Annotated in this window: 11 protein-coding genes; 9 read left to right on the top strand and 2 right to left on the bottom strand. The window is 46.9% G+C overall.

Going from position 1 to position 21,410, the window contains the following annotated elements; genetic code table 11:
• Positions 1 to 104 precede the first annotated feature (104 nt).
• The 7 genes from ABJO30_07510 to ABJO30_07480 all read left to right on the top strand — a co-directional run bounded on the left by ABJO30_07510 (position 105) and on the right by ABJO30_07480 (position 14,509).
• Positions 105 to 1,049, top strand: coding sequence for a LysR family transcriptional regulator (locus tag ABJO30_07510; protein MEP3232659.1), 945 nt, complete (start codon positions 105 to 107; stop codon positions 1,047 to 1,049).
• Between the two features lie 365 nt (positions 1,050 to 1,414).
• Positions 1,415 to 5,578 (top strand): CHRD domain-containing protein, encoded by a 4,164-nt coding sequence (locus ABJO30_07505; GenBank protein MEP3232658.1) that lies wholly within the window; start codon positions 1,415 to 1,417, stop codon positions 5,576 to 5,578.
• Between the two features lie 73 nt (positions 5,579 to 5,651).
• On the top strand, positions 5,652 to 7,412 hold the full coding sequence (locus ABJO30_07500) for a type I secretion system permease/ATPase (protein ID MEP3232657.1): 1,761 nt from the start codon (positions 5,652 to 5,654) through the stop codon (positions 7,410 to 7,412).
• Positions 7,409 to 8,779 carry an HlyD family type I secretion periplasmic adaptor subunit gene (locus tag ABJO30_07495; protein MEP3232656.1) on the top strand — a complete coding sequence of 457 codons (1,371 nt, stop codon included), beginning with the start codon at positions 7,409 to 7,411 and terminating at the stop codon, positions 8,777 to 8,779. The genes ABJO30_07500 and ABJO30_07495 overlap by 4 nt, the downstream gene beginning before the upstream one ends.
• 385 nt (positions 8,780 to 9,164) lie before the next feature.
• Entirely contained in the window at positions 9,165 to 10,433 is a 1,269-nt protein-coding gene (locus ABJO30_07490; GenBank protein ID MEP3232655.1) for a pilus assembly protein TadG-related protein, read from the top strand.
• 6 nt (positions 10,434 to 10,439) lie between these two features.
• Positions 10,440 to 13,208, top strand: coding sequence for an ATP-binding protein (locus ABJO30_07485; protein ID MEP3232654.1), 2,769 nt, complete (start codon positions 10,440 to 10,442; stop codon positions 13,206 to 13,208).
• Between the two features lie 83 nt (positions 13,209 to 13,291).
• A complete protein-coding gene (locus tag ABJO30_07480) occupies positions 13,292 to 14,509 on the top strand; it encodes an EAL domain-containing response regulator (protein MEP3232653.1) in 1,218 nt (405 codons plus the stop codon).
• A 487-nt stretch (positions 14,510 to 14,996) separates the two neighbouring features.
• On the opposite strand, the gene ABJO30_07475 is transcribed toward ABJO30_07480, so the two are convergent.
• Both ABJO30_07475 and ABJO30_07470 read right to left on the bottom strand, forming a co-directional pair.
• Positions 14,997 to 15,248, bottom strand: a complete 252-nt coding sequence (locus tag ABJO30_07475; GenBank protein ID MEP3232652.1) for a type I restriction-modification enzyme R subunit C-terminal domain-containing protein — start codon at positions 15,246 to 15,248, stop codon at positions 14,997 to 14,999.
• Entirely contained in the window at positions 15,248 to 15,373 is a 126-nt protein-coding gene (locus ABJO30_07470; GenBank protein ID MEP3232651.1) for a hypothetical protein, read from the bottom strand. Before ABJO30_07470 ends, ABJO30_07475 begins: the two co-directional genes overlap by 1 nt.
• A gap of 167 nt (positions 15,374 to 15,540) precedes the next feature.
• Between ABJO30_07470 and ABJO30_07465 the strand changes: the two genes are divergently transcribed.
• A complete protein-coding gene (locus ABJO30_07465; GenBank protein ID MEP3232650.1) occupies positions 15,541 to 17,886 on the top strand; it encodes a Calx-beta domain-containing protein in 2,346 nt (781 codons plus the stop codon).
• 165 nt (positions 17,887 to 18,051) lie between these two features.
• Positions 18,052 to 21,410: choice-of-anchor Q domain-containing protein (locus ABJO30_07460; protein MEP3232649.1), on the top strand; the 3,359-nt coding region annotated here is incomplete at its 3' end.

The raw sequence follows: 21,410 nt of genomic DNA, 5'->3' as shown, positions 1-21,410 counted from the left end.
CAATCACGTTTTGTTATACTTGTAAGGTTACAGATTTTAGCTACGATTATATCCATCGCATGAGTGCGAAAATAAGTGACCAATTTGGCTGTTAGGCTTCACGCATGAATTTGAGAGATTTAGAATATTTGGAAGCGGTTGCTGTTCATAAGAATTTCAGCCGCGCAGCCCTTGCGTGCAATGTTTCGCAACCTGCCTTATCCAGCCAGATTAAAAAGCTCGAACAGGAATTAGGCGTCGAAATTTTCGATAGGCGTCATAATGAAGTTTTGCTGACAGAATTTGGTGCGCTTATAATCGACAAAGCAGCCTCAATTAATAGCAACACGCGCGCGATTAAAGATGTTGCAATGCAGTTTAAAGATCAGGAAGCGTTTCCGTTTAAACTTGGAATAACGCCAACACTCGCACCTTATCTCATTGGCTACTTTCGCGAACTAATCGGTAATCTATATCCCTCCATGCGGGTTGTTTTGGTGGAAGATAAGCCCGTTCAACTGGCTCGAAAAATTGAAACGCGTGAGATCGATGTGGCGCTTCTTGCCCGCAAGACTTTTGATAAACTGGGTGAAAATCAGGAAAAACCGACCCTTTCTTTTCAGTCTTTATGGCTGGAACCCCTGTTTCTTGCAGCAAAGGCGGGGACACCTTTAGCCAGCCGCAAAAGCATTTTAGCTAAAGACGTTCCAGCAGACCGCCTTATCCGCTTCTCAATTCCCTTTGGTTACGAGTTGGAGAAAGACTTGCCAATGGTGACTGATGAAGCTGAAAGCAAAGTAGAGTTCGATGTCACCGCAGCTCGATTTGAAACGGTATGCCGACACATTAGCCATAGTGAAGATTGCACGATCGTAAACTCAATTGCAGCAGAGCAATTTACGAAAGATCGATGGGGTTTGTCGTTTATCCCTTTTGAAGATGCAGGCAACAAACGCGACTTGGGTGTGGTTTCGCGTAAGGGGTATAATCGTCAGTCATTGCTGGATAACCTCATAACGGCGATTGTCGGGTCGCCACCAGCAGGCACGTTCGCGGTTCCCAGTCTTTAGAACAACTAACCATAACGGCCCATCTTGCACGACCAACAAATGGCTGGTGCGCGCAAGTGCTTTATAAGTGCATAGTGAGTTATAATATGCATTATAATACTCAAATTATAGAATAAATTATAAAACAAATGTGAACTGCTGTGAATGAACCGATGCTTCACCACTGATTAAGCGGTTGCAATACCCTGTTTTTACGAGACATTTTCGCTTTATAGCCCGAGACACACCGTCAGTATAATGAGTCCTTATATAATGCATAAGGACAATGTATTTCATACAATTTTAACTTTCTGCAAGGTTCCGCGGAGCCAAAGGCGCTGCCCCTGCGCTGTTTGGTCCCTTAAATTACCTATTGGAGAAAAGTCATGGCATCAGGAATTTTAGCGAGTTTACGCTCAAAGTTTTTGAATACGTCGTCGCTGGCTCAAGAAACAGTTCGCGATAACCAAACACTCGTACAAGGTTTCTTTCAAAACTCAGTTGTAGAACATGTTCCAGCATTTTTGCTGGACAATGATTTTGCGCGGCTTTTGAATTTTGGCCTTATCACAACAGAAGGCTCACCTTCCGCTGTTTCCATCACTGGAGATGGTTCAGATCTCTTCAACTTCCGCTCTGCTTCAATTGATGCAAATGGCGCTAATGCGACCGGCATCGATGTGACAGGCAGCGCAGATATTCGTAACTTTGGCGATGTCGCTGGCGATTTTAACGGCGTTAGTTTTTCAGGAAGCCAGTCTTCGGGAAGTCTCGATAACTTCTTTAACGCAACAATTTCATCAGACAGCCGCGCAGTAAACATTCAAGGTAACAATGTTGACGTGCGCAACTTTGGCAACATTTTGGGCACCGGTGATCAACGCAACGGTACAATATACACAGACGCGACCGCTGAGAATTTCTCAATCGGCAACTTTGCTGGCGGCATCATTGATGCGGGTGTGGGCAACCAAGGTGCAGCGATTTCTCTGCAAGTTGGCAATGTTGAAAATGATGTTGTGTCTGGCAATATCGTCAACGGCTTTGGCTCAACAATTCAAGGTCGCGGACAAGCAGCCTCTGACAGCACGCTTGCTGGTGATGGTATTCGTATTAACAACGGTGCTGACGGAACGGTCTTTGATAGCGATATCGTCAATAGCGGTCTTATTTCTTCTGAAAGCGATCAAGGCACAGCCGGTGGTATTCGCGTTGCAGATGGACAGGCGTTTGATGGCCAAATTTTGAACACACAAACTGGTGTGATCGAAGGCGCTGCCAATGGTCTTTATATTGGTGATGCGGAGCATGATCTGGACGTATTCAACTTTGGTACGATCAGTTCAGACAGCCGCGCAGTAAACATTGATGGTACAGGCGTCGATCTTATCAACGGTGGCGATATCCTCGGTACTGGTGATCAGCGCAATGGTACTGTTTATGCTGACGGCACCGCCAACAACTTCTCAGTTACAAACCTTGTAGGCGGCACAATTGATGCCGGCGTTGGTAACCAAGGTTCTGGCTTTGGTGTTGAGATTGGCGAAAACAGCAATAGTTTCGAACTAAACAACGCTGGCCTTATCCAAGGTCGCGGCGATGCTTCTGCCGGGTCAAACCTTGCAGGTGACGGTGTTCGTATCGGTAATGTTGGCAATATCGGCTCAACCGATGCAACAATCAACAATACCGGTACGATCACTTCTGAGGGTGCTAATGGCACTGTTGCTGGTGTGCGTTTCGTCAATGGTGTTTCATTCCAAGGCGAGTTTAACAATGCTGGCGAAATCAGCGGCGTACAAAACGGTGTTTACTTCGGCAATCCAGTCAATGGCGAAGGCGCTGACCACACGGGCGGTGTTTTCAACAACCTTGAAGGTGGTGTTATCTCTTCTGACAGCCGAGCTTTCAACATTGATGGCATCGGACTTGAAGTAAACAACGCTGGCGATATCGTCGGTACGAGTGACCAACGTAATGGTACAGTTTACGCAGATGGAACAGCTCAAGACTTCACTTTCAATAACGCGTCTACAGGTGTTGTTGATGCAGGTGAGGGCAATCAAGGCTCTGGCTTTGGTGCAGAAATTGCTGGAAGCAACTCGTTCGCGTTGAACAATGACGGCCTTATTCAAGGGCGTGGAGATGCAGCCGCAGGAACGAATGCAGCAGGCGATGGTGTTCGCATCGGCAATGTTGGAAACAGCGGTGACTTTGATGGTGACATTACAAACAGTGGCACAATCACATCAGAAGGTGCCAATGGAACTGTTGCGGGTGTCCGCGTTGTAAACGGCGTGAACTTCCAAGGTACATTGACCAATAGTGGTCTGATCTCTGGCGTTCAAAACGGTGTTTATTTCGGAACTGGCAATCACGCTGGTGGTCAATTCATCAACACGGGTGAAGTAACTTCTGACAGCCGTGCATTGAACATTGACGGCGAAGGCCTTGAAGTCATCAACGAAGGCTCAATTCTCGGTACGGGTGATCAGCGTAACGGTACTGTTTATGCAGATGGTACAGCGGATAATTATACGCTTACCAACCGTGGTTTGATTGATGCTGGAGAAGGTAACAATGGTTCTGGTGTATCGCTTCAAACAGGCGATGTGGCTGGCGATATTGTTTCTGCTTCCATATTCAATGAAGGCACTATCCAAGGTCGCGGCGATGCGAGTGAAGGCAACACTATTGGTGATGGCTTGCGCGTATTTACTGGTCAGGAAGATGCAAGCTTTGCTGGCGTTATCCAGAACGAAGGCCTTATCGCTGGTTCTGATGCATCAGATGCAGCTGCGGGTATTCGTATTGATGGTGGTGTTGACCTTTTAGGTGCGATTATCAACGAAGGCGAAATTCGCGGTACAGTGAACGCGATTGATGCACGTGACGCAGGCGCTGTGACGATCGTCAACGATGATGAAGGTGTGATCAACGGTAATGTTTTGCTGGGTGACGGCGATGACATTCTGGTCAACCTTGGTGAAATCAATGGTGTGATCGACGGCGGTGCCGGACGTGATGCTATTATTGCTGGTGACGGCGACGATACGCTTGTTGGCGGTCTCGGCAGTGACTTCCTAGAAGGTGGAGACGGCATTGATACAGCTGACTTCTCTGACTTGGATGTTCCTGTAACAGTTCGTCTTGATGCAAATGGTAATGGTACAGCTACCCGTGAGACTGGTTTTTCTGTTGTTGTTGATGAGGCTATCGTCAATGAAGCAGGCGATTCTTATGGTGAGCAATTCATCGAAGAAGCGGTTGCTGGAAACCTTTACTACAATATCCACACGACGGATTTTGCTGGTGGAGAAATTCGCGGTCAGCTGTTTGTTGAAAACGATGTAACCGAGCACGGTTTCCGCGTTATCACATTGGCAGGCGATCTCGATGCAGCCCAAGAACCTGGTCCATTGTCTGACAGTGCAGCAACAGGTAGTGCAACACTGACAATCAGACAAAACCTAGAAACTGGTGAAGTTGTTTACTCAAGCGAACTCAACGTTGTTGGCCTTGCTGAAAGTGACCTGCAAACACCTGCTCCGGGCGTTCTGTCTGCTATTCACTTGCACAATGCACCAGCTGGCATCAATGGCCCAGTGGTTCAAGATACGCTTGTGGATGCGGGTGCAACACTGGATGTGTCTGAACCAATCTCTGCAACTGGTGTTGTTGGTGAAGATGTTATCGATGAGGTTGTTGAGACTGACGTGCTGTTTTCAATTGAAAACGTTATCGGTTCTGACGACGTAGATACCATTGATTTGAGCAGCTTTGGTGAAGGCGTGGTGATCGACCTTGATGTCAACACTCCACAGCCTGGCCCAGCATCGCAGGACGGTGAAATCCGTGTTGATGGTGAAGTTGTTAGTGAAGTTGATGACTTTGAAAATGTCGTCGGTACATCTGGCGATGATCTGATCTTGGGTAACAATGAAACCAACATCCTCGAAGGTGGTGCTGGTAACGATGCCATCCATTCATTCGGTGGTGTCGACACCATCGATGGCGGGAGCGGTATTGATACAGCGCTCTTTTCAGCTGGTGGCGGAGTTACGCTTGATCTGGATGAAGATGGCAACGGTGTCGCTACAATAGGCGATGCTCTATCTGATACTGTTTTGAACTTTGAAAACATCAATGGTTCAAACAATGCTGCCAGTGCAAATGGTGGTGCTGATGATCTGTCAGGAAACTCAGGCGTTAACGTGCTCAACGGTCAAGCCGGTGATGACACGCTAAACGGCGAGGGCGGTAACGACACGCTTATCGGCGGCATAGGCAACGACACGCTCATCGGTGGTGCAGGCGCTGACACATTCATTTTCAATGATGGTGACGGCATTGATACCATCGTCGATTTTGAAGCAGGCGTGGATAGCATCCAACTTGGCGACTTCGGTCCTGACTTCGACGTTGCAGGTGCGCTGTCTAATGCACAACAGGATGGAGACGATGCAGTCCTCAGCCTTGGTGAAGCAGCAAGCGTGCGCCTCGCAGGTGTCGATGTTGATAGCCTAAGCGAAAACGACTTCGTGGCTTAACTCCCTAACGAACCGGAGTAGCGGCGATGCCGCTACTCCTCTTTTATTTTAATCCATACGAAGAGGTGTCGTGATGGTCGATAATCAAAACCCAATTTCTACAGCGATGAAAACCCTTAAGAGCGGTTTTGTTGCTATTGCTTTGTTCAGCCTTGTGTTGAACCTGCTGATGCTTACTGGTCCCCTTTACATGCTACAGGTCTATGATCGGGTACTAACAAGCCAAAATGAAGATACGCTGATTGCGCTAAGTCTTCTCCTCGCCGGTGCTTTTCTTGTCATCGGATTGCTCGAGTTTATTCGGTCTCGCATCCTAAGCCGCCTTGGCACCAGATTTGAACTGGATGTTGGCATTCCTGTTTTGACAAGTACCATGCGCCGTAAAGTCGAAGGCCGTGCCAAAACTGGCGATAATGTTGTTGCCGATGTGAATGCCTTTCGCGATTTTCTTTCTGGCAGCGGGCTAATTCCATTCTTCGATATGCCATGGGTTCCAATTTACCTTGGTGTTCTTTTCATCCTTCATCCCTATCTCGGGTTGCTCGGTGTTGTTGGTGCGGTTGTGTTGATTATTCTTGCAATGATCAATAGTTCCGCGAGTAACGAACCGATGCAGCAAGTGGCGCATAATCGTGGTCGCAGCGATGGTCTATTCGCTACCTGCGAACGCAATGCGGAGCTTATCCAGTCTATGGGTATGCGTAACGACCTTGCACGCCGTTGGAATTCTCTACAGATCACGGCAAGCTATTTCAAAACCCAAGTGACAGATCGTATCTCAACTTTTGCAACGATCTCGAAAACCTTTCGCATGGCCTTACAGTCCGCTGTACTTGGTGTTGGCGCAGCACTCGCCATCGCCGGCGACACCTCAGCCGGTGCTATGATTGCTGCAACCATCATCATTGGCCGTGCGCTCGCGCCCATTGACCAAGGAATTGGTCAATGGCGCACCCTATTGGCAGCCTCCACGTCGTTTCGCAAACTAAAGCGTTTGACGTTGGAAAACCCTGCCGAAAAGCCAAAGTTGCTTTTACCAAATGCCAGATCAAGCCTCAGCGTAAATATCCAAAAAGCAGGCCCACCATTGGCGCAAAATGCAACGCTCTCAAACATAACATTCAATATGGATGCAGGCGATGTTGTCGCGGTGATTGGGCGCAGTGGATCAGGAAAATCCACGCTTGCCAGAATGCTCTCTGGTATCTGGTTCCCTCAAAAAGGAGAAGTTTGCTTCGACAAGAACCCGACAACTCAGTGGAACAGTGACCAACTTGGACGCATGGTCGGTTACCTTCCACAAGATGTTGAACTTTTCGATGGCACAATCCGCAATAACATTGCTCGCTTCGCAGATGATGTGGACGATGGAGCCGTCTACAAAGCGGCGACGGATGCGGGCGTTCATGATATGATTTTGGACCTGCCTGATGGCTATGAATCAGAGCTTGGAAAAGATGGCTTATTCCTCTCTGGCGGGCAGCGTCAACGCTTAGGCCTTGCACGGGCGCTTTACAAAGACCCGTTTCTTCTCGTGCTTGATGAACCAAACTCCAACCTAGATGCAAATGGCGACACTGCCCTTTTGCGCGCGGTTCAAGCAGCACAAAGGCGTCGCGCGGTTGTGGTGGTGATGACCCATCGCCCAAGCGCCCTACAGGCCGTCAATAAAGTTTTGATCCTCAACAATGGCACTCAGACTAGTTTTGGCCCGAAGGAAGAAGTGCTTCGACAGCAAACCCGTAAAGTATTCGACAACAATCCGGTCAAGCGCATTCAAGCAGCTACCGATGAAATTGCGCGTGCCGCAGAAAACGTGAAGGTGCCATCATGAACCAGTCTCTTAAACCCTATGATAGAAATTCCCATGCACTATCCGCTCAGGATATCTCAGCTGCCTATATGTCGAGTTCAACGCGAATTTCGCGATTGGTCATTTTTGGATTGCTTTGTGTTGCGTTTTTCGTCGGTGGTTCCATTTATTGGTCGCTGATGACAAAGCTGGACGGTGCCGTTGTTGCGCCAGCTTCTTTCGTGGTGGAAGGCAACCGCAAAACAGTTCAGCACCTTGAAGGGGGGATTGTAAGCGAACTCCTCATCAAAGAAGGTGATGTGGTAGAAGCCAATCAAACCCTACTGCGACTTGATAGCACTGACACGGATGTCAATTTAACCGTTCTTGGCGGCCAGTTCTCCGAATTGGTTCTGCGCCGCGCCCGTCTTACGGCAGAACTACAAGGTGACGATAGGTTTCCGCCTGTTCGCATCGATCCTGAGATTTCAAAGCGATTGGATGAGAAAAAGTTTCGAGCTACTTATCAAACCCAAAAACGTCTGTTTGATACTCAACAAGTCGCAAGGCAAAGTGAGGAAGAAATTTTGGAGCAGCGGGTTGAAAGTCTGAATCAGGAAATCGAAGGGTTGGAAAATCAACGCGGAGCAAACCAAAACCAACTTAACATCGCAAGGCGCGAATTAGGCGGCCTTCAAAAGCTCTTTAAACAGGGTTATGCATCCGCAAGCCGTGTGAATGTTGTACAACGTGAAATTGAACGGCTGCGTGGTCAAGATGCCTCTTTTAAAACCTCCCAAGCACGGGCGCGCAATCAAATTGGTGAGCTACAACTCTCTGGTTTAAGTGAGAAGCAGAACCGGCGTGAGCGTGCGACTGCTGAACTCGCTTCAATCCAAGCACAATTGGCAACGGTCGAACCGCAATATTTAGGTGTTGTACAACGGCAAAAACGTATCGATGTCAAAGCGCCAGTTAGCGGTAAGATTGTCAACTTGAACATCTACACACAAGGCGGTGTTATCCGTCCAGGTGAAGATATTTTAGATATCGTACCCGCAGATGAAGCCTTGGTCGTGGCGGCTCGTGTTAGCCCGACAGATATCGAAAAACTGCGGATTGGACAGGAAACTCGTATTCGCCTAACCGCATTCGATCAAACCAACGTGCCTGAAGCGCAAGGCATTATCTTGGACCTTTCTGCCGACAGCATTCGAGACGAACGCAGTGGTGCTGAGTATTTTGTTGCGAAAGTGCAGCTTGATGAGGAGCAGTCAGCTGATGTCGAGGATTTGAAGTTCGTGCCTGGTATGCCCGCCGATATTTTCGTCAATACTGGTGAGCGCACGGCGATCAGCTATCTCTTACAACCGCTCAGCAATCGTCTTTCACGCACATTCATTGAATAGCTGAACGTTCGAAGGGAGAAACGAGAAAACCACCACAAACCCAAAGAGGTTGTCGCAAATTTACGACAAGCAAATGTGTTAGTTGGGCAAGTGCATTGATTAGGTCGGCAAGGCAGTACGCTCGATATGGTTCGTCGTGCACTCGCCGACCTTGTCATTTCGCGCTGCCCGCCTGTGTATGTTCATTCTGACAACGGCCCCCAAGACAAGAGGTCGAAACTGTTATCAAACCGTTCACTACATTTCCAATTGATTGCTAAAGTGGGCGTCTGTGAAATTGGTTTTAATTATTCAATGCTAGGTTTCCCCCTGTTTGGAATTTGTCGGTGTTAATTTTATGCGGTTGTTGAGAGCGCTTTTGAAAGATTCAAGTGGGAGCATGGCTATGATCATGTCCATTGGATTTGTAGTGCTCATTGTCGGCTTAGGCGGTGCTGTGGATATCGCAGTGCTTCGGCAACAAAAAGCGATGTTACAAAAAGCCGCTGACGCTGCCGCGCTTGCCAGTGTAAATGAATTGGGCTTAGCAAGCACGAATGAGCAAGATATTAAAGCGGTCGCGAAACAATATGTTTTTGTGAATTTTGGAAAAGAACATTCCGTCGCCGCAGAAGGCTCAGGCGATCTCGATATTGGTGTGATAGTCGACCCTGATGCCAAGTGGGTAACAGTTGATGTTGCTTATAAATGGAGCCCATTTTTTGCTCATCTTATCAATGATCGTGTGACACCTTTAAATGTTTCTGCCACGGCGTCTTTGGCTGGAGATCAAAGTATTTGTGTGATTGCACTCGATGAAACCAATGACCAATCTTTATTCATGAGTGGTGAATCAACAATAATGGCAAATGGGTGTGGAGTTTATTCAAACTCAAGCTCCACTGTCGGTCTCGACCTCCAACACCCGAATTCATTCTTGGAGGCTGCATCTACATTTACCTCAGGTGGGTTTGGTGGATTTGAGGCTAACTTTAATCCAAGCCCAATCACCGATAGTCCACCGATTGATGACCCGTTAGCAAACAGAGCATATCCTGAGATTGAGGCCTGTAGTGCTGACAACACAAATTTATCTTTTTCAACTGGGCGAGTGAGGCAAGATCCACGCTTTCAAGGCGGTGTTCTTACATTTACCCCCGGTACATATTGCAATGGGTTAAGAGTTACCGGAAGGCTTGAAGTTTCATTTGAACCGGGTGTCTATGTTTTCAAAGACGGGCCGTTAGAAATTACAGGCGACGCGACAATTACAGGTGAGAACGTCGGTATGTTTTTCACCGGTGAAGAATCAACCTTCGCGTTTACAGGCTCGAGCCAAGTTAGTCTGACTGCACCAGATGAAGGCCCAATGGCGGGCTTACTATTTTTTGAAGACAGAAATTCACCTCCTAACCGTAGTTTCAGGATTGAAACACGAGATGCGGAACGCTTTGAGGGTACAGTTTATTTGCCGCGTGGAAAGTTCGTTATCGATAAGGCCAGTAGGCTAGGGCAGCAGTCCAATTGGACGGCTATAATTGCTCATCAAATCGAGACTGGTGACGGGCCTGAACTTCAGATTAATTCTGACTTTAGCGCCTCAACCGTTCCTGTGCCAGAAGGTCTCGCTCCTAACGGGGGTGGACCCATATTAACGGGCCGCAAGGAACTTTAGGACTTTATGATGGCAGGAGGACAAACACCTAAACAAACAGCGCGCTATCGTGACAGTCTGCATATTCGACTTTCAATCACCCTTGGTGCATTGATATTTGTGTCAATGATGGTCTCCTTCACGGTGCTTTCTTATTTCTCGTTTGAACGGGAAATCACAACAAAGAGAAACGCCTTGCGGGGTGCTGCCATCGTATTTTCAGCACCAATCGCAGACGCCATGGCTGAAGGTAATCGAGGTGGTGTTCAAAGGATTTTGACGGGGATCGGTCGGTTTGATGAGTTCAAATTCGCATCTGTTTTCGATCTGCATGGAAAACCCTACGCTGAAGTCGGTTATCAAGCGATTTTAAAGCGAGACAATCGGAATTTAGAGGAGGAGGCCTTTTCTAATTTTCTCCTTCATAATGACTTATGGGTAGAAGAAGAAATTCGAAAGTCTGGATCCGTAATTGGCCATGTGCGCCTGCTGTCAGATATTTCATCCATTCGCTCTGGGTTAATCAAGAACCTGCTTTTCACATTGGCAATTGCTGTTGGGTCATCACTCCTCACAATCCTGCTTTTAATGCGTTCAATCCGCCTATTGACCCAACCAATACGCACTCTGTCATCCTTTATGCAAAAGGTCGGCTCAACACAGAGTTATTCTTCTAGAACAGAAGAAAAGACCAAGGGAGAGATTGGGGTTTTAGAACATTCTTTCAATGAGATGTTAGAAGGCATTGAGAGCCGAAATGACGCACTACTAGATTACCAACATACTTTGGAAGACAAGGTTGCAGACCGAACACAAGAATTGACTGTTGCTAAAAACGAAGCCGAAACGGCGAACGCAGCTAAATCAGAGTTTTTGGCGACAATGAGCCATGAGATCAGAACACCAATGAACGGTATGCTCGTGATGGCCGAGCTTCTGACAACAGCTAACCTTCAGCCAAAGCAACAAAGATACGCTGATGTTGTTATGAAATCAGGCCGAAGTCTGCTTACAATCATCAATGACGTGTTGGATTTTTCCAAGATCGAATCTGGCAATTTAGATCTTGAATCTATCCCGGTGAATGTGCGCACCTTCAGCGAAGATGTGATGTCATTATTTTGGCAAGCAGCACAAGAAAAGCAACTCGATATTGCCTGTTATATAGGTCCCAATATTCCCACTGAGATCGATGGTGATCCAGTTCGGCTCAACCAAGTTTTGAGCAATCTCGTCAATAACGCATTGAAGTTCACTGAGGCCGGCCATGTTCAAATCTATATTGAACAAAGTCCCCATGCGTCTTCGTCTATTCGCATAGCTGTAAAAGATACTGGTGTCGGCATCCACCGCGATAAGCTGGGTAAAGTATTTGAAAGCTTTGTTCAGGCAGACCAATCAACCACACGTAAATATGGTGGGACAGGTCTCGGCCTCCCAATTTGTAAGCGGCTTGTTGAGGCAATGGGTGGTGAAATTGGCGTCGAAAGCGAGCCAGGTCATGGATCGACATTCTTCTTTGATTTGCCTCTCAATGTGCCATTGGAAATAGTCAAAAAACCTGATGTACAAAATAAACGTGCTCTTCTGGTTATGCCGAGCAGTGCAACTTTCCATGTGTTGAAGGACGCATTCGAACGGTGCGGTATTGATGTCGTGTCACGAGCAAGCGTTGATCAAGTTAAAGCTCAAGAATTCAAAGTTGATTACGTGATTGCCCGAACCTCCGACTTGTTAACACTGCGGGGGAAGGTTTGGGCGCAATATTGCGTGGCTCTAACTGGGCTTGGTGAGTTTACCGTCGAGAAGCTGATTGATGAAGACAAAGTACATGACCTCATCAACCTTCCTGCTTCTAGCTGTGGCGCACTTGAGGTAGCTAAACGGCTTCTTGTTGAGGCACCAAAAGCCAAGGCCCTGTTTGGTGACACAGGAACCCGTGACAATGGGTTTGCTTCGTTCAAAGGTCGTCAAATACTCGTGGCGGATGATAACCCCGTAAACCGCGAAGTCATTGTGCAGGCCCTCAACCGTTTTGATATAGAGCCTATCGTTGCAGAAAATGGATTGGAGGCTCTTGCTGCTTTCAACCAGCAACCCTTTGATTTGGTCTTTATGGACTGCAGCATGCCGGAAATGGATGGCTTCCAGACCACAGAGATAATTCGACAAAGAGAATTAGAACAGAAAAAGACGCCAACACCTATCATCGCTTTAACCGCGCACCTTGCAGACAAAATTGCTGATCAATGGAAAGACGCTGGCATGGACGGCATCATTGTGAAGCCTTTTACGATGGAAACTCTTCATCAAGGTTTGATGAAATGGTTGGACAAAGATGAAATTCAAACTGAAATCAAAGAAGCAAACTTAGCCACTCAAAACGGCTCATCCACGCCTCAACAATCTCATAATCTATTTGATGAACAAGCTCTGGATAACCTAAGGGAAATCCTTGGTGATGCGTTTGAGGTTAGTTTCAACAAACTCCTTTCGCTATATCAGGCGAATGCACCAGTACTTGTGAGCCAAATTTTAGACGGTTTTCAACAAGCCGATGCGAAGATGGTTTTCGAAAATGCGCACGCGTTAAAATCAATGGCTGCAAATGTTTCTGCTTCCACTTTATCAAGCAGTTGTGCTGCAATCGAAAAGGCCGGACAAGATAAAAACCTAAATTCTGCCCAGTTAGAACTGGAAGAACTGCAAAGAATTCATGATCAACTCATGCGCGAAATTGATAGCCGTCTTAAAAAACAAGACAGTCAAACCCCGCTATTTTCGGAAGCCTCTTAAGTCTTAGTTAAGTGACTATCTTAGTATTATTTTGATGTTCCCGTGGGATAATACACCTATATTGCAATTGCGGGTAGCGCTCCATGTTTCAAATTGGAAAAGTATTACTGGTCGATGATGACCCAACTCAACTGATTGTGTTGAGTGGATATTTTATGGGGCTTGGGTGCGATCAAATTTTTGAAGCGCCGTCTGCTAAAAAAGCACTGGAAATAGTCCAGGAAAATAAGGACGAAATATCTCTAATTGTTTCTGATTTGATGATGCCCGATATGGATGGCATTGAGATGCTACGCGCGCTCAAGCAAGATGGCTACAATGGTTCAATTGCCCTGATTTCCAGCCTAGAACAACGCTTGATCGACAGCGCACGCAAGCTTGGCAATCTACACCAATTAAAGATCATTGGCACATGCCGAAAACCATTGACGAAACAAAGCTTAGATAGTGTTTTTCATGGTGTTGATTTTACCGGAAACAAAGACTTAGAAACCGCGAACATGCCGTCAAATCTCAATGACGTTGTGATTGGTTTAGAGACGAACCAATTTCTTCCCCACTATCAACCAAAGGTGGATGTTTTATCGGGCCGTATCGTTGGTGTTGAAGCCCTTGCTCGGTGGGCGCATCCAGAAAGCGGTTTGATTTCTCCAGCCAGTTTTTTGCCGATTATTGAAGACAACGGTTTAACGACGAAGCTGACATTCCTCATGTTCCGCAGCGCGTTCGTTGATATGGTTAAATGGCGCGACAACGGTATCCAAATAAAGGTTGCTTTGAATGTGACTGCTACTGAGGTTGCTGATCTCTCCTTTCCTAGCAAGGTTCGAGATTTGTTGCGTGAATTCGCAATAGAGCCGAACAAGATTGTAATCGAAATCACAGAGAATGAAGTCCTTGAGTTCAATGCAACATCAATGGAAGTTCTCACTCGTCTCAGACTAATGGGGGTGGATATTGCAATTGATGACTTTGGAACAGGATATTCCAACCTCAAAACACTGAAAGAATTTCCCTATACAGAGCTCAAAATTGACCAAGCCTTTATAAGAGGCATGACCAAAGACTCCTTCTCTCAAGAAACTGTTCGGGTGGCCGCGACATTAGGTCGGCAACTCAATATGAGGCTTTTGGCAGAAGGGGTCGAGACCGCCGATGAATGGGAATTTGTGAAGTCGCGTGGCATTGATGAAGTGCAGGGATTTTACATTGCAAAACCAATGTCAGCAGATGCTCTTGCATCCTTTTATATTGAGACCGCTGGTGCCGTAAGCCTAAGGCGCCCACCAACTGCAGCTTAAGTTATACTGGTACCAAATATTGGTCCTGTGCATACGGTTGGATAAGCTCCGAATGAAAGCATCTTTTGTTTATTGTGAAAGCGGTAGGCTATTTTCCAAAGCTTGGAGCTTTTAGCAGTCAAAAGCATCTGCAGGTCGCCACTATCAGTATGTTGTGTTGGTCCTTTAGGCTAGCATTAAGCTGAACAAACAAAAGACCAACAAATAAGCCAGCAAAAGCATCGGATGCCAGTAGGCTTTATTGGAGGGCCTTGGACAAGCTATGTCGTCAAATCTTTGAAGAATAAATATAATAGCGCTTATCGCGGACTATCTGGGAACAGTTTTGGTGAAAGTATGGTGCCCCAAACGGCATCATGTGTTTTATTTAATTCATTGTTTTAATTTGGTATTTTTATTTTGCATTCCATGGAAACCAACAAAAAGACCAACAAATCTTAAAGCCGTCGCTTTTCCCCATATCATAACCCGTGACTAGACGATCTTATTACGACGAATACAAATGGGCTTGAATATCCATAAAAGCTTGCTTGATTTTTGGTATTTCACCAAGCGCATTTTTCGCGCTATTGGCGCCACCATACTTTACTTTCAAGAAGTCGCCAATCTTGGATAAGGCAAGTTCATCAACACCATGTATTTCATAGGCCGATAATACCGATTCTAGGAACGAACGCATTTCGCCTTCAAAGTTTGGCAGGCCTTCTTTTCTTGCCGATTCGGCTCGTTCTTGACGCATCAATGGGCCAGCGTGAATTTTACATAGGCGAGCACATCAAAAACATCGCTTTTTGGCTCATCAATGAGACGTTTCATATCTGTAGATAAGCCGTTCTCATCAAACTTGTGTCTCTGAGCCGGCATCGTCGCGTCTTCTGATCCATTTGTTGATTGAGCCACAACTCTACAGGTTTTAGAATTTGGCAGATTACGCTAAAAGGATAATTTAAATATTTTATTCAAACGAAGTATCGTGATATCTTTTAGCAAATATGTTTGTTCAATTATTCATATACATAAGGATTTAATTTATAATTCCAATTATTTCGATTTCGTCTGGTGAGGCCGTTGAAGGTGAATTTGTTGCTTTTACAGTCACTTTGTCGGAAGCAGACCCGTTTAATACCGTTTCTGCAACTTTCAGAACGGTACAAGATGGTACCGCCTCGGAAAACATAGATAATGACCGTGTATTTGATACCGTAGAATTCTCGCCTGGCGAGACAGTTCAAACAATATTCATCGACTCCGATGCTATTTTCACTCAGAGCGATACTGTCAATGAAAGTGATGAAAATTTCACACTAGAACTTTTCAATCCAGTCAATGGTATTCTCGCTGGTGGCCAACCAACATTGAGCGCGACGGGTGTTATTCTTGACAATGATGGAACGGATAATGATCGTGCGTTGTTTGTCTCTGACCCTCAGATCCTAGAAGGAGATGATGGGACAACACAGGCCGTATTTGAGGTTCGCATCTCCGAACCCTCTACGAGCACATTGAACTTTGCTTATACAACTGCCAACGGAACCGCTATTGCAGGCGAAGACTTTGTTGGGCGAAGTGGTAATTTAGAGTTCTCACCTAATGAGACTGTGCAGTTTGTAATTATCGACCTCCTGCCAGACGATGATGTTGAGATCGCCGAAACTTTCTCGCTTGTGGTAACGCCGAACGGTGCCATTGCAAATGAAGTAGACGATGCTGGTGGTGTTGCGACCATTATCGATGATGATGCATCAACAGATCTACCAGTTATTTCGATTTCATCTGGAGAGGCTGTTGAAGGTGAGCTTGTTGCCTTTACAGTCACTTTGTCGGAAGTGGATCTGTTTAACACAGTTTCTGCAACTTTCAGAACGGTACAGGATGGTGCCGCCTCGGAGGATATAGATAATGACCGTGTATTTAGTACTGTCGAGTTCTTGCCTGGGCAGACGGTTCGCACGATATTCATCGATTCCGATGCTCTTTCTAGCGGCAGTGACAACAACAATGAAAATGATGAAAATTTTACACTAGAACTTTTCAATCCAATCAATGGTGTTCTCGCTGGTGGGCAACCAACCCTAACCGCAACTGGGGTTATTCTTGACAACGATGGTACGGATAATGACCGTGCATTGTTTGTCTCTGACCCTCAGATCCTAGAAGGAGATGATGGGACGATACAGGCCGTGTTTGAGGTTCGCATCTCCGAACCCTCTACGAGCACATTGAACTTTGCTTATACAACTGCCAACGGCACCGCAATCGCAGGCGAGGACTTTGTCGCACAATTAGGCACAGTCACCTTCCTGCCTGGACAAACAGTCTCAAGTGTTATTGTTATCGTTAATTCAGACGATGATCTTGAGACTGCTGAAAATTTTTCGCTTGTGGTTACACCGAACGTACAAATTGCTGGCACCATTGATGACACTGGGGTTGGTACAATTTTGAATGATGATGCTGCTCCTATTACCGGCACGGATGATAGTGAAACTCTCGATGGTACGAATGATGATGATAGTCTTGTTGGTCGAGCGGGTAATGATATTATTAACGGTCTTGCTGGTGATGATACAATCGACGGCGGGGCTGGCGCAGATACGCTTGATGGCGGTGACGGAATAGATACGCTGAGTTATGAAGGCAGTGCCGCTGGCGTGATTATTAATCTGTTTAATGGTGTAACACGCGGCGGCGATGCGATAGGTGACACCATTTCAAATTTCGAAAATCTGACGGGATCAAGTAATGTTGACATTTTGCGTGGTGATGAAGGCGTAAATATCCTTACAGGTAATGCTGGCAATGACCGCCTTGAAGGTCGCGAAGGTGAAGATATTCTCAATGGTGGAGAGGGCAATGATCTTCTGCTTGGCGGCTCTGAAAACGACACAATCAATGGTGATGACGGTAACGACAATATCAACGGTCAGGGCGGCGATGACACCTTGAATGGTGGCGACGGCACGGATCGGTTGCTTGGAGCAGCTGGCAATGACACTTTGATCGCTGGTGAAGGTGAGAACAACGTACTTGATGGTGGTTCAGGCGCTGACATTCTCATTGGTAGCAGCGAGCGCGATATCATACGTGGTCAGGCAAGCCGCGACACGATTACCGGCGGTGGCGGCAATGATGCGCTAACGGGTGGTTTCGGCCCCGACACCTTCATCTTCAACGCCAATGATGGAGGAGATGTGATCAATGACTTCGAAGATAATTTCGATACGATTGATCTATCGTCACTTGGCACTGACTTCGCATCACTCACTCTCTCCGTAATTGGCGGAGATGATGCTCTCATCGACTATGGTTCTGGATCTATTCGACTTCGAGACTTCGATGTGAATGATCTTGATACAGGCGATTTCGACTTCGTCTAGGGTCAGTCCCAATAAAATCTAAATTGTTTGAAGTGAAATCTCGTTTTTAACGTGCTTGCATTCAAATTATATAGGCAGTATTGGTGTTTTATATGATTTTTTATTATTTTTTACACAAGTCCAAAGCCTAGTATTTTGATGCGGTGGTCGGCGAGAAAGATTATTATGACTAATTTTATTGTAACCACGAACGTTGATGAAAATGATGCAGGCGCAACGCAAGGCGCATCGGGCGGAACGGGGTTATCGTTGCGTGAGGCATTGTCATTGGCGCAGGCCAATGGGTCGGGCGTTGCAGATACCATTACATTTGATACAAGCGTGTTTACCGGCGGTGCAAACAGTGTAATCCGCCTGATAAATGGGCAGCTTAGCCTGCCGGGTACGGTCACAATTGATGGCGCGGGTGCGACAGATGTGACGATTACCGGCGATGTAAATGGTGATGACACGCTGGTTGCTGGCACCAATATCACCGATATCAACGCTTCAAACACTGCTTCGCAATTGGACGACAATGTACGGGTGTTTGTTAGCACCTATGGATCGAGCACAGTAACACTGAACAACCTCACCATCACTGGTGGCAGTGCCGCAGTTAATGGCGGCGGCATCTTTGCGACAGCCGACCTATCGTTCACGAATACCACGGTTGCAGGGAACAGAACGACGGGTGATAATAATGAGGGTGGCGGAATTAGCGGCTTTAATGACTCCTCAATTACACTCCTCAATTCAATAGTGTCCGGCAATTTAACGTCTGGTGAAAACTCTGACGGCGGCGGGATTTACAATGATGGTGGAACCCTGACTGTCACTAATTCCACAATCTCAGAAAATTTCACGTCTGGTTATGCCTCTTTCGGCGGCGGGATTTTTAATTCTGCTGGAACCGTGACTGTCACCAATTCCACAATCTCAAACAATGTAACGTCTGGTGAAAACTCTGGCGGCGGCGGGATTTACAAGGCTGGTGGAACCTTGACTGTCACCAATTCCACAATCGCCGGCAATTCTACGTTTGGTGAAAACTCTGACGGCGGCGGGATTTTCAATTCTGCTGGAACCTTGACTGTCGTTAGTTCAACAATCTCAGAAAATAGAGCGGTTGGTAATTCCTCTGAGGGCGGAGGGATTTATTCGAATACAAGTCTAACCGGCCAAACCACTACAATCACCAATTCCACAATTTTTAATAACGAAGCGGCCAATAGAGGCGGTGGTATCTATAATGGCGATGGGTTGCTTCAGGTGTTCAATTCCACCATTGCTGGCAATAACGCTGCAGTTGGCGGCGGCATTGCTTCATTTGGTGACAACCTCACTGAAACACAGCTATCCTCCACCATTGTTGCAGGTAATATGGCAACCACCATTGGTAATGATATTTCAACACAGGGCGGTAGTAATACGACGAACTCCTTCACCTCCCTTGGCAATAATCTGATCGGCGACGGGCAGGTTGGGGCGGTGACGTTCTTTGCTACAATGAACATGGATGGCGACATAGTCGGCACAACGACAGCACCGATTGACCCGCTGCTTGGGCCGCTCGCCGATAACGGCGGTCCGGTGCAAACTTTGGCCTTACAACAAGGCAGCCAAGCCATTGATGCGGGTAACAATGATCAAATGCTCGCGACAGATGCCAATGGTAATGCTCGTTCTGCGGATGCCCCCAATGTTACCAATGGCCCTGACGGATTTACAGATATCGGCGCGGTGGAAGCGTTTGAAACACCAAGCCTCGTGGTGACAACAGCATCAGACGTTGTTGACGCATTTGACGGCTTAACCTCACTGCGCGAAGCGATTGATTTTGCCAATTCCAATGCGGATGCCAGCGTGATCACCTTTGCCTCTGGTGCTGGCCAAGCCTTTGAAGTAGAAGCGCTAATTCGTCTGACCCGAGGTGAACTTACACTCTCGGAAGATGTCACCATTGATGGCTCTACAGCGGGTGGTGAGGTTGTTATCACTGGCGATCTATTTGGCAATGACATTACTGTTGTAGACACCAATATCACCGATGTTGCAGCAAACGTTGAAGCAAGCATGTTTGGTACGGCTGGTGACCTTCTGGAGGATAACTCCCGTGTCTTCAATATTACATCAAGCGCCGAAGACGTCACACTAACAGACCTTACTATTACGGGTGGTCGAACAACGAGTGGTAACGCTGAAGGCGGCGGGATTAACAATGATGGCGCAACCCTAACAGTCACCAATTCCACAATCTCCGGCAATTCAACGTCTGGTGATGACGCTGATGGCGGCGGCATTAACAATGACGATGGAACCCTGACCGTCACCAATTCCACAATTTCAGGCAATTCAACGTCTGGTGAGGGCTCTTTTGGCGCCGGGATTTCCAATGCAAGTGGAACCGTGACTGTCACCAATTCCACAATTTCAGGCAATTCAACGTCTGGTAATTTTTCTGATGGCGGCGGGATTGACATTTTTTTTGGAACCCTGACAGTCACCAATTCCACAATTTCAGGCAATTCAACGTCTGGTGATGACGCTGAGGGCGGCGGGATTTCCAGTTATGATGGAGCCGTGACTGTCACCAATTCCACAGTCTCAGGCAATTCAACGTCTAGTGATTTTTCTGATGGCGGCGGGATTTTCAATTCGTTAGGCTCCCTGACAGTCACCAATTCCACCATCTCAGGCAATTCAACGATTGGTGATTTGGCTGATGGCGGCGGGATTTTCAATTCAAGTGGAACCCTGATAGTCACCAATTCCACTATCTCCGGCAATTCAACGGCTGGTGGCAGCTCTGGCGGCGGCGGGATTTACTCGAATACAGATCTAACTGGCGAAACCACCACAATCACCAATTCCACAATTTATAATAATGCGACGGACGGTGCAGGCGGCGGCATCTTTAACGCCGATGGGTTACTTCAGGTGTTCAATTCCACCGTATCTGGCAATCAAGCAACAGTTGGCGGCGGCATTTCTTCATTTGGTAACAACACCACTGAAACACAGCTATCCTCCACCATTGTTGCAGGTAATACCCAAAATAACATCGGTGGTTACGGTGCTGATATTTCAGCACAAAGCACTAATGATACAGATAACTCCTTCACCTCCCTCGGCAACAATCTGATCGGCAACGGGCAAGTCGGGACGAGTACCTTCTTTAATCCGACGAACATGTATGGCGATATTGTCGGCACGTCGCTAGCGCCAATTAATCCGCTACTCGGTTCGCTTGCTGATAATGGCGGCCCGGTTCAAACACTCGCGCTTTTATCAGGCAGTCAAGCCATTGATGCGGGTAACAACAATCAATCGCTTCAAACCCTCGGTTTAGACGCGCGCGGCAGCCTGCGTTCTCAAGAAATTCCAGGTGTTGGTAATGAAGGTACAAATCTTACCGACATCGGCGCATTCGAGCTGTCGCAATCAGAAACAGCTGGTAATGATGCAATCAACGGCACCTCATCAAACGAGGTAATCGATGGCCTTGCAGGCAACGACACGATCAATGGACTTGCTGGTAATGA

This window comes from Hyphomicrobiales bacterium (assembly GCA_039973685.1).
GTDB lineage: Bacteria > Pseudomonadota > Alphaproteobacteria > Rhizobiales > JACESI01 > JACESI01.
The sequence above is the reverse complement of the archived record's forward strand: the minus strand, read 5'-3'. Positions and strand labels throughout refer to the sequence as shown.